7 protein-coding genes are annotated in these 8905 nt (G+C 74.0%); 1 reads left to right on the top strand and 6 read right to left on the bottom strand.

The features are described from left to right. Nucleotides 1-137: 137 nt before the first annotated feature. The 4 genes from ACIRVH_RS33640 to ACIRVH_RS33625 all read right to left on the bottom strand — a co-directional run bounded on the left by ACIRVH_RS33640 (nt 138) and on the right by ACIRVH_RS33625 (nt 4078). Nucleotides 138-1061, bottom strand: a complete 924-nt coding sequence (locus ACIRVH_RS33640; protein ID WP_403961203.1) for a sirohydrochlorin chelatase — start codon at nt 1059-1061, stop codon at nt 138-140. Between the two features lie 142 nt (nt 1062-1203). Next, complete coding sequence (locus ACIRVH_RS33635; RefSeq protein WP_403961200.1) at nt 1204-2178, bottom strand: N-acetylglucosamine kinase; 975 nt, start codon at nt 2176-2178, stop codon at nt 1204-1206. Next, nucleotides 2175-2852, bottom strand: coding sequence for a uracil-DNA glycosylase (locus ACIRVH_RS33630; protein WP_403961198.1), 678 nt, complete (start codon nt 2850-2852; stop codon nt 2175-2177). Before ACIRVH_RS33630 ends, ACIRVH_RS33635 begins: the two co-directional genes overlap by 4 nt. A 140-nt stretch (nt 2853-2992) precedes the next feature. Next, the gene (locus ACIRVH_RS33625) at nt 2993-4078 is read right to left on the bottom strand and encodes a WD40/YVTN/BNR-like repeat-containing protein (RefSeq protein WP_403961195.1); all 1086 of its coding nucleotides are present in this window, start codon (nt 4076-4078) and stop codon (nt 2993-2995) included. A gap of 272 nt (nt 4079-4350) precedes the next feature. On the opposite strand from ACIRVH_RS33625, the gene ACIRVH_RS33620 reads away from it, so the two are divergent. Beyond that, nucleotides 4351-4938 (top strand): hypothetical protein, encoded by a 588-nt coding sequence (locus ACIRVH_RS33620; protein WP_403961228.1) that lies wholly within the window; start codon nt 4351-4353, stop codon nt 4936-4938. Nucleotides 4939-5030: 92 nt separating this feature from the next. Here the strand turns inward: ACIRVH_RS33620 and ACIRVH_RS33615 are convergent, their stop codons facing one another. Together ACIRVH_RS33615 and ACIRVH_RS33610 are read right to left on the bottom strand one after the other, a co-directional pair. Next, nucleotides 5031-7007, bottom strand: coding sequence for a HEAT repeat domain-containing protein (locus tag ACIRVH_RS33615; RefSeq protein ID WP_403961193.1), 1977 nt, complete (start codon nt 7005-7007; stop codon nt 5031-5033). A 189-nt stretch (nt 7008-7196) separates the two neighbouring features. Continuing rightward, on the bottom strand, nt 7197-8861 hold the full coding sequence (locus ACIRVH_RS33610) for an acyl-CoA dehydrogenase family protein (RefSeq protein ID WP_403961190.1): 1665 nt from the start codon (nt 8859-8861) through the stop codon (nt 7197-7199). Nucleotides 8862-8905: the final 44 nt, after the last annotated feature.

The following is an 8905-nucleotide window of genomic DNA, read 5'->3' as shown; positions in this document are numbered from 1 at the left end:
AACGCTCGGCTGGGAAACCCCAGCCGAGCGCCTGCATAAACTGCTCGCGGCCTGATCAACACAACCACCTGTTGCAATGACCCCTAGAAAGCGCCATCTGGAGCGGGCCCTGTGTCGTACGAGTGCCGTGTCCGGCGTCAGCGGACAGGCGTGCCCTGCGGCTGCGGCGGGGCGATGCCCAGCGCGGTCGTGTACTTGGCGAGGGCGAGCTTGCCGATCGCCGGGTAGGCGCCGAGCGCCTCCGCCGTGGCGCAGCCCGCCTCCTCGGCGGCCGCCGCCAGCAGCGCCGGGTCGATCTCCGGGCCCACCAGGTACGGCGCCAGGGCCAGCTGCTGCGAACCCGAGGAGCGCAGCTGCTCGGCGACGGAGGTGATCGAACCCTCTTGGTCCAGGGCCGCGGCCATCACCGGTACGGCCAGGCGCGCGGCGAGCAGCATGCCGGTGATCCCGGCCGCCTGCACGGCCTCGTCGCCGCCCACGGACGCCAGGATGATGCCGTCGGCGGCGGTGGCCACGGTGAACAGGCGGGCGCGGTCGGCGCGGGCCAGACCGGCCTCGGACAGGCGCACGTGCAGCGCCTCGGCGAGCAGCGGGTGCGGGCCGAGGACATCGGTCAGGTCGGCGGCGACCCGGCTGTCCATCACGGCCTGGCGGACCTGGCGCAGCAGCGCGCTGTCCGGACCGGCCAGCAGCGGCACGACGACCGCGACCGGGCCGTCGGGATCCTTGACCTCGAGGCCGGCGGCGACGGCCTGCTCGTAGCGGGCGGCGCGCTCCTCGGCGGCGTGCGCGAGCACGGCCCGGAGGCTCGGGAACTCGGTGTCGTCCCCGTCCAGGTATCCGATCCGGGCATCCAGGCCGGGCAGCTCGGAGCGGGCGATGCTCACGACCTCCTCGGCGAGGCTGCGCGCGGCGGCGCTGGGCGCGCCGGGCACTGCGAGGACGAGCGCGGGCGCGCCCTCGGGAGCCAGCAGCGGTTCCGGTCGGCGGTGCCGTCCGGGCTGGCGGGGTCGCGGCATTCGTACTGGCAGGCCGGACGCGGGCCCAGTGGGGGAGCTCATGGCGCCGCATGTTACTGGCTTCTTGGGCTCCCTTGTTCGGGGAGGGTGCAGGTGAGCGGTATCCGTCCGGTTTTGTCTGATGAGTTACGTACCCTTGGCACGTGTTCCGGGCACTTGCCGGACAGATGTACTGTGAAGCGGGTCAATCCCCTTTTGTGCGGACCACGTAGAGCATGGACGGTTCACCCGGCAGTGTGAGCCGCCCGGCCGCCAGCTCGTTCGCGATCCGCGCACAGCCGTGCAGCGGGTCGCCCTCGGCCGGCACCTGCCGGGCGTGCGGCAGCCTCGCGGCCAACTCCTCCCGCAGGGGTACGAGGAGCGGGTCGCCCATCTCGAGCAGGCCGCCGGTGAACGCCACTTCGGGCGCACCGGAGGCAGGGCACACCGCGGCGGCGGACTCGGCGATGTTCCGGGCCGCCGCACGCAGGATGCCGGAGGCCACCGGGTCGCTCAGCGCGCAGGCGGCCACCTGGGGCGCGAAGGAGGCCAGCAGCGCGGGCCGGTCGGTACGGGGATAGAGCAGGCCGGGCAGGCCCCGTACCGGGCCGAACTGTTCCTCGGCGCGCGCCAGCAGCGGGGCGGAGCCGCCGTCCCGGCCGTCGTGGGCGCGCAGCGCCGCCTCCAGCCCGGCCCGCCCGATCCACGCCCCGCCGCCGCAGTCGCCCAGCAGATGGCCCCAGCCGTCCGCCCGCCGCCAGCCGGTCAGATCGGTGCCGACCGCGATCAGGCCGGTGCCCGCGGCGACCACGGCGCCCGGCCGCGGTCCGAGGGCTCCGACGTAGGCCGTCACGGCGTCGGCCGCCAGCGCCACGTTCCGTACGCCCAGCTCCCGGGCGAGCGCGCCCGGCAGTTCGGCGCGCAGGGCGTCGCCCAGGGAGGAGAACCCGGCGGCGCCGACGACGGCTGTGTCCAGTTCGCCCACCCCGGCCTCCGCCGCCAACGCGCGGGCGAGGGGGACGAGTTGCGTCATCAGGTGGGCGGGGTCGATCCCCCGCGCACCGGTACGGACCGGCTCTCCCGACGCTCGCCGGGCCGACGGCGCCTGCCCCGGCATGCCGACGGCGACCCGGAGACCGGAGCCCCCGGAGTCCACCGCCAGGTAACCGGGGACGGTCACGGCAGACGCCAGTCCACCGGCTGTCCGCCCTGCTGGATCAGCAGGTCGTTGGCCCGGCTGAACGGACGCGACCCGAAGAAGCCGCGGTCGGCCGACATGGGCGAGGGATGCGCGGACTCCACGGCCGGCAGACTGCCCAGCAGCGGACGCAGGTTCCGGGCGTCACGTCCCCACAGCACGGACACCAGCGGCTTGCCGCGCGCCGCCAGGGCCCGGATCGCCTGCTCGGTGACCTCCTCCCAGCCCTTGCCGCGGTGGGCGGCCGGGCTGCGCGGCGCCGTGGTGAGCGCCCTGTTGAGCAACAGCACGCCCTGCTGCGTCCACGGGGTGAGGTCACCGTTGGACGGCTGGGACAGTCCCAGGTCGGTGTTCAGCTCGCGGAAGATGTTGATCAGGCTCGGCGGCAGCGGACGCACCTCGGGCGCGACCGAGAACGACAGGCCGACCGCGTGCCCCGGTGTCGGATACGGGTCCTGACCGACGATCAGGACGCGTACGTCGTCGAAGGGCTGCTGGAAGGCGCGCAGGACGTTCGGTCCGGCCGGGAGGTAGGTGCGTCCCGCGGCGATCTCCGTGCGCAGGAAGTCGCCCATCGCGGCGATCCGTCCGGCGACGGGTTCCAGGGCCTTCGCCCAGCCCGGTTCGACGATTTCATGCAAGGGTCGTGGTGCCACGGGCGTCACCCTACTGCCGTACACCGGTCGGCGATCAAGCTGCGACCGGCGGGCGACCGAGGATGATCGGACCGTCGGCTCGAATGACCGTTTTCGCCCTTCGCCTCCTTTCCCGTGGGCCTCGGGGGCGGCCCGCCGCGTCAGTCGATCACCGCCGCCCGCACGCACAGCACGTCCGGCAGATGGGAGGCGAGCTGCTGCCAGCTGTCACCGTCGTCGGCCGAGGCGTACACCTCGCCGTTGCGGTTGCCGAAGTAGACCCCGGCCGGATCCGCGTCGTCCGTCCGCAGCGCGTCGCGCAATACGGTGCCGTAGTGGTCCTCCGCCGGCAGCCCGTGCGACAGCGGCTCCCAGCTCTTGCCCGCGTCGGCCGTGCGGAAGACCCGGCAGCGGTGGTCGGCGGGCACCCGGTCGGCGTCGGCGTTGATCGGGAAGACGTACGCGGTGTCGCCGCGGTGCGGGTGGGCCGCCACCGCGAACCCGAACGTCGACGGCAGGCCCGCGCCGATGTCGGTCCACCGCCCGCCCGCGTCGTCGCTGCGGTACACCCCCCAGTGGTTCTGCAGGTACAGCCGGTCCGGGTCGTGGGCGTCCTTGGCGATCTTGTGCACGCACTGGCCGAACTCCGGGTTCGGATCCGGCAGGAACACCGCGGAGACACCGGAGTTGGCGGGCGCCCAGCTCGCCCCGCCGTCCGTGGTGCGGAACACCCCGGCGGTGGAGACAGCGACGGTCACCGCCCGCGGGTCGCGCGCGTCGGTGAGCACCGTGTGCAGGCCCTCACCGCCGCCGCCCGGCACCCACTGCGATCGGCTCGGGTGCTCCCACAGGGGCCGCACCAGCTCGAAGCTCTCCCCGCGGTCCTCGGAGCGGTACAGCGCGGCCGGTTCCGTGCCCGCGTACACCACGTCCGGCTCCGCGGTGGCCGGGTGCAGCTGCCACACCCGCTCCAGCGAAGCCCCGGTGTCCTTGGGGAACTTGACGGCCGGCCGGGCCGGTTCGGTCCAGGTGCGGCCGAGATCGTCGGAGTGGAACACCGACGGCCCCCAGTGCGCGCTGTCGCCGCCCGCGAGCAGCCGCGGGGTGCCGCCGCGGGTGTCGATGGCGACCGAGTAGACGGCCTGGGCGTTGAAGTAGGGGCTGTCGTCGAACTCCCAGGCGCCGCCGCGCCGCCGCCCGATGAAGAGGCCTTTGCGGGTGCCCACGGCGAGCAGGACCTCGGTCATGCCGATCACCTCCGGGACGTCTTTGTCCAGGTAGTCGTCAGATACCGGCCAGTCTGCACCCCGCCACTGACAGTCGGCCCCGGGCGTGGCGTCCGTGCAGGTCACGGCGGTGCCGTCGGCCTGTCGTAGAGATCGGCAAGGTGCGTTGTCGCATGCGCCTGCGCGATGGGGGTGTCTCGTGCGACCGTCGAGGTGACGGCTCGTCGTGAGCAACGGGACGGCCCTGCCCGTATGGGAGGTCGGTCCGGCCTGTCGGTGCGCTCGTGAGGAGGATGCCTTTGAAGGCGTTGCGTGGTCCGAAGGTGTGGCTGTGGCGCTGGCGGCGCAATCCGCTCCGGCGCCGCGCCGACGTGGTGGAGGCCTGGGTGGTGCTCGCCGTCTGGCTGCTGACCGTCCTGGCCGGGGTGCTGGCCGGGCTCGCGGCGGCCCGTTCGGTGGAGCACGGACTGGCCCGGGAACGCGCCGCCTGGCATCCCGCCGTCGCCCACGTCGTCGCCCGGGCACCCGGCAGGGCCACCGCCGCCGGCACCGGCGGAGAGCGGGTCTGGGCCGAGGTCCGCTGGACCGTCGGCGACGGCTCGGCCCACACCGGCCAGGCCCGGGTCGCGCCGGGCAGCAAGGCCGGGGCCCCGGTCACCGTGTGGACCGACCCGGAGGGTCACCTGGTCACCCGCCCCACCACCGTCTCCGAGGCCGCCTTCCGGGCCACCTTGATAGGCGGCCTGGTCGGCGTGAGTGCCGCCGCCGTCCCCTTCGTCGGCGGCCGCGTCCTGCGCGGTCGCCTGGAACGTCGCCGCATGGACCGCTGGGACACGGAGTGGGCCCGACTGGGGCCGCAGTGGGGTCGGATGAAATGGTGACGCCCCCTGCACCCGTGGCCCCCTGCACCCGTGACGCCCTGCGCCCATGACAGGCTCTGCGTCCATGACAGGCCGGGCGCTCCGGCGCGTGGCTACAGCCCCGCCAGCACCTCCCCGCAGGTCCTGAGCAACGCCTCGTCCTTGGCGATGTCCTGGCTGCCGTACCCGCCCTCGCCGGCCGTGTGGCGCCGGGGGTCGGTCAGTTCGGCGGTCACCAGGTCCCGCAGCGGTGCGGCCGCCGGGCCCATGGCTGCGAGGCACTGGGCGATCGGGCCGCGCGTGTAGGGGTTCTGCGACCACGCGGCCCGGAACACCGGCAGTACGGGTTCCGGGTCCCGGCCGATCTGCCACAGCGCGCACGCGGCCGACGTCCGCTGCCAGACCTGGCCCGAACGGGCCGTCCGGCGCAGTGCCGGCAGGGCCGCGCGGGCGGCCGGACCCAGCCTGCCCAGCTGCCGGGCGGCGAGTCGGCGGCTCCCCGGCTCGCCCCGCGTCAACTCCTCCAGAAGGACGGGCAGTACGGCGGAGACCGGATCCCCCGCCGACCACAGGGCGCCCGCAGCGGCGGCCGCGTGCCGGGTGTGCAGCAGGTCCCGGAGGACGGGTGCCGCCTGTGCGGCTGCCCCGAGGGCGTCCAGCGTCTCGATGGCCGGTCCGACGAGTCTCTCCCGTGCCCCGAGACCCTCCGGTGCCCCGGACAGGAGCCGCAGCACCTCGGGCACCGCATGCCGGTCGCCCACGGCTCTGAACGCGGCAAGGAGAGGAGTGGCCAGAGTGTCGGCGGCGGGGGAGTCCAGGGGGACACGGGCCAGATGGTGCCGCAGCGCGGGGGCGAGGGGAGCCGCGGCCGGACCCAGGTGCGCGATCTCGTGCCCCAGGCCGCCGGGCACGACCGGGCCGGCCAGCACCTGGGCCAGAACCGGGACCGTCCGTGGATCGCCGGTCCGGGCCAGGGCCTTGAGCGGTCCGCCGAGGGTGGGCGAGCCGCGCTCCCAGCGGTGCGTCCACAGGTCGGGCCGGGCGGTCACCAGGGCGTACAGGTCGTCCGCGGCGGGCGCGGCCAGGCCGTACAGCTCCACCAGGACCGAGACCGCCGCATCCCGCAACCGCTCCTGCTCCGTGTCCAGTTGGGCACCGATCAGGGCCACGGGCCCGGCACAGTCGGCCCGCCAGCCGCGGAACAGCGCCGCCGACATGCTCACGGCATTGCACCGGTCCATCGGGCCCGGGCTGGTCAACTGCCCCGTGAGCAGGGCGATCCGGTCGGCGGTGCGGTCGCCGAGCGCGGTGTGCAGGGTACGCAGCAGCTGGGCACCCTCCTCGTCCGAGGGGCGCAGCCGCCGTATCCGGCCCACGAGTGTGTCGTTCCCGGACGGCTCCGGTACCCGGGCACGGCGCGCGGACCTGTCCCGCAGCAGCTCGACGGCCGTCGGTACCAGGTCGGCCGGGAGCAGCTCCGGGGCACCCAGGGCGAGCTGTCCGAGCGCGGCGAGCCGCAGCCCGGGCTCGTAGGGCGGCGCGCTCTGCGTGGCCAACAGATCCACCGCGGCGGTGGAGTGCGCCGGATGCCGCCGAACGAACAGGCCGAGGGCCTCGGTGTGCGCGAGCAGGACCCTGCCGTCCCGCTCGACCTGGATCCGCTGCCGTATCAGGTCCAGGACGCGCTCCGGGCCGTCCAGGAACCGCACGACGGCTCCGGCCGCCGTCCGGCGCACTCCCGGGTCCGGGTCCCCGAGGAGGGGCACGAACACCTCGGAGCCCGCGCGCACGGCCTCACGCGCGTGTGTGTCCCCGCTCTCCGCCCCTATGCTGACCAGCAGTTCGACGATGCAGCCCCGGTCCGGCACCGCCTCGCGGGCCGCGAGCGAGCACAGGAAGGGAACGCAGGCCAGCGTCGAGTCGTACACGTTCCCCTGGTGGTGCACCGTGCCGTACATGCCGTCGAGCGCGGTCTGTCGCTCGGCGGCGTCCGCGGAGGCCAGTCCCCGTAACCATCCGGGCACGTCCTCCGCACTGCCGTACGCGTGGTGCAGCGAGGCCCAGTCGACCTCGTCGATCCCCGATAACACGTTGTCCTCCCCAGGCCGGTACCACCTGATCGCGAGTCTGCACCACGGCACTGACAACGAAGCGAAGTCACGCGCTGACTGTGTGCGATCCGTCGGCTGTCACCGGCCACGCGGCGGGATCCGCCCCGGTCGCCCGTCGGCTGTCACCGGCCACGCGGCGGGATCCGCCCCGGTCGCCCGGGGCCCGGATCAGTCGCGGCCGGGAAGGGCCCGCTCCAGGATCGTGTCCAGGTCGGTCCCCGCGGGCAGCGTGCCGAACGCGTGCCCCCAGTCACCGCCCAGCCGGCTCGCGCAGAAGGCGTCCGCGACCGCGTGCGGGGCGTGCCGGACCAGCAGCGATGCCTGAAGGGCCAGGGCCATCCGCTCGACCAGCCGGCGCGCGCCCACCTGATCGGTTTCGGCCAACTGCTCCTTGAGCCCGACCACGGCCGTATCCAGCCGGGCGTCCGCCCCGCGCGCGAGGGCGAGTTCGGCGAACAGGGCCTCGGTCGTGTCCTGTTCCCGACCCAGGGCGCGCAGTACATCGAGCGCGTTGACGTTCCCCGAGCCCTCCCAGATCGACAGCAGGGGGGCCTCCCGGTAGTGGCGGGGCATGCCCGAATCCTCGACGTACCCGTTGCCGCCCAGGCACTCCAGGGCCTCCGCGGTGAACGCCGGGCCCCGCTTGGTGACCCAGTACTTGCCGACGGCGGTGGCGATCCGGCGGAAGGCGCGCTCGCCGGCGTCCCCGCGCACCGCCCGGTCCGCCGCACCGGCGAGCCGCAGGGTCAGCGTCGTCGCCGCCTCCGACTCCAACGCCAGGTCGGCCAGGACGTTGCGCATCAGCGGCTGGTCGATAAGCCGGGCGCCGAACGCGCTGCGATGGCGCGCGTGGTGGCCCGCCTCGACGAGCGTCTTGCGCATCAGGGTCGCCGAGGACATCACGCAGTCCAGGCGGGTGCAGTTGACCATCTCGATGATGGTCTTCACGCCCCGCCCCTCGGGTCCGACCAGCCAGGCCACCGTCCGCTCGAACTCTGGCTCGGAGGAGGCGTTGGACCGATTGCCGAGCTTGTCCTTCAGTCGCTGGATACGGAAGGTGTTGCGGCTGCCGTCCGGCAGGATCCGGGGCACCAGGAAGCAGGACAGGCCGCCCGGCGCCTGCGCCAGCACCAGGAACACGTCGCACATCGGCGCCGACGTGAACCACTTGTGGCCCCGCAGCGTGTACACGCCCGGCTCACCGGTGGGCGTGGCCGTGGTGGTGTTCGTGCGGACGTCCGAGCCACCCTGCTTCTCGGTCATGCCCATCCCGGCGAGCAGCCCGGGCTTCTCGGTGGGGACACGCAGCTCCGGGTCGTACGCGCGGCTGGTGAGCAGCGGTTCGTAGACCTTGGCCAGCTCCGGCTGGGTGCGCAGCGCGGGGACGGCGGCGTACGTCATCGACGTCGGACAGCCGTGTCCGGCTTCCGTGTGCCCCCACACCAGTCCGCCCGCGGTACGGGCCACATGGGCTCCGGGTCGGTCGTCCGCCCACGGTGCGCCGGCCAGGCCCTCGGCGACCGCGGTCCGCATCAGACGGTGCCAGCTGGGGTGGAACTCGACCTCGTCGATCCGGTGGCCGTAGCGGTCGTGGGTGCGCAGTTCCGGCTCGTGCCGGTTCGCCTGCTCGCCCCACTCCTGGGCCTCTTCGCTGCCGGCCCGCAGCCCCAGCCGCCGGATGCCGTCCTCCGCCCACTCGGCACCCTCCCGGCGCAGTCCCTCCAGCAGGGCCCGGTCGTCGGAGGCGTCGTAGGGGGCCAGGGGCGGGGCCTGGTTGGTGACGTCGTGGGTGGCGTACTGCTGCGGCGGCGACTGCACGGGTGTCGAGTCCATACCGCTATGTTGCACTCTTCCTGCGGCTGTAGCAATGATGCAAC

Source organism: Streptomyces sp. NPDC101165, assembly GCF_044768135.1.
Taxonomy (GTDB): Bacteria; Actinomycetota; Actinomycetes; order Streptomycetales; family Streptomycetaceae; genus Streptomyces.
This window is presented reverse-complemented; position numbering and strand designations above follow the sequence as displayed.

What these genes read in the sequence shown, in the direction of transcription:
- ACIRVH_RS33625 (WP_403961195.1), bottom strand. Translation starts at nt 4,078, where the DNA reads ATGACCGAGGTCCTGCTCGCCGTGGGCACCCGCAAAGGCCTCTTCATC.
- ACIRVH_RS33620 (WP_403961228.1), top strand. Translation starts at nt 4,351, where the DNA reads ATGCCTTTGAAGGCGTTGCGTGGTCCGAAGGTGTGGCTGTGGCGCTGG.
- ACIRVH_RS33610 (WP_403961190.1), bottom strand. Translation starts at nt 8,861, where the DNA reads ATGGACTCGACACCCGTGCAGTCGCCGCCGCAGCAGTACGCCACCCAC.
- ACIRVH_RS33640 (WP_403961203.1), bottom strand. Translation starts at nt 1,061, where the DNA reads ATGAGCTCCCCCACTGGGCCCGCGTCCGGCCTGCCAGTACGAATGCCG.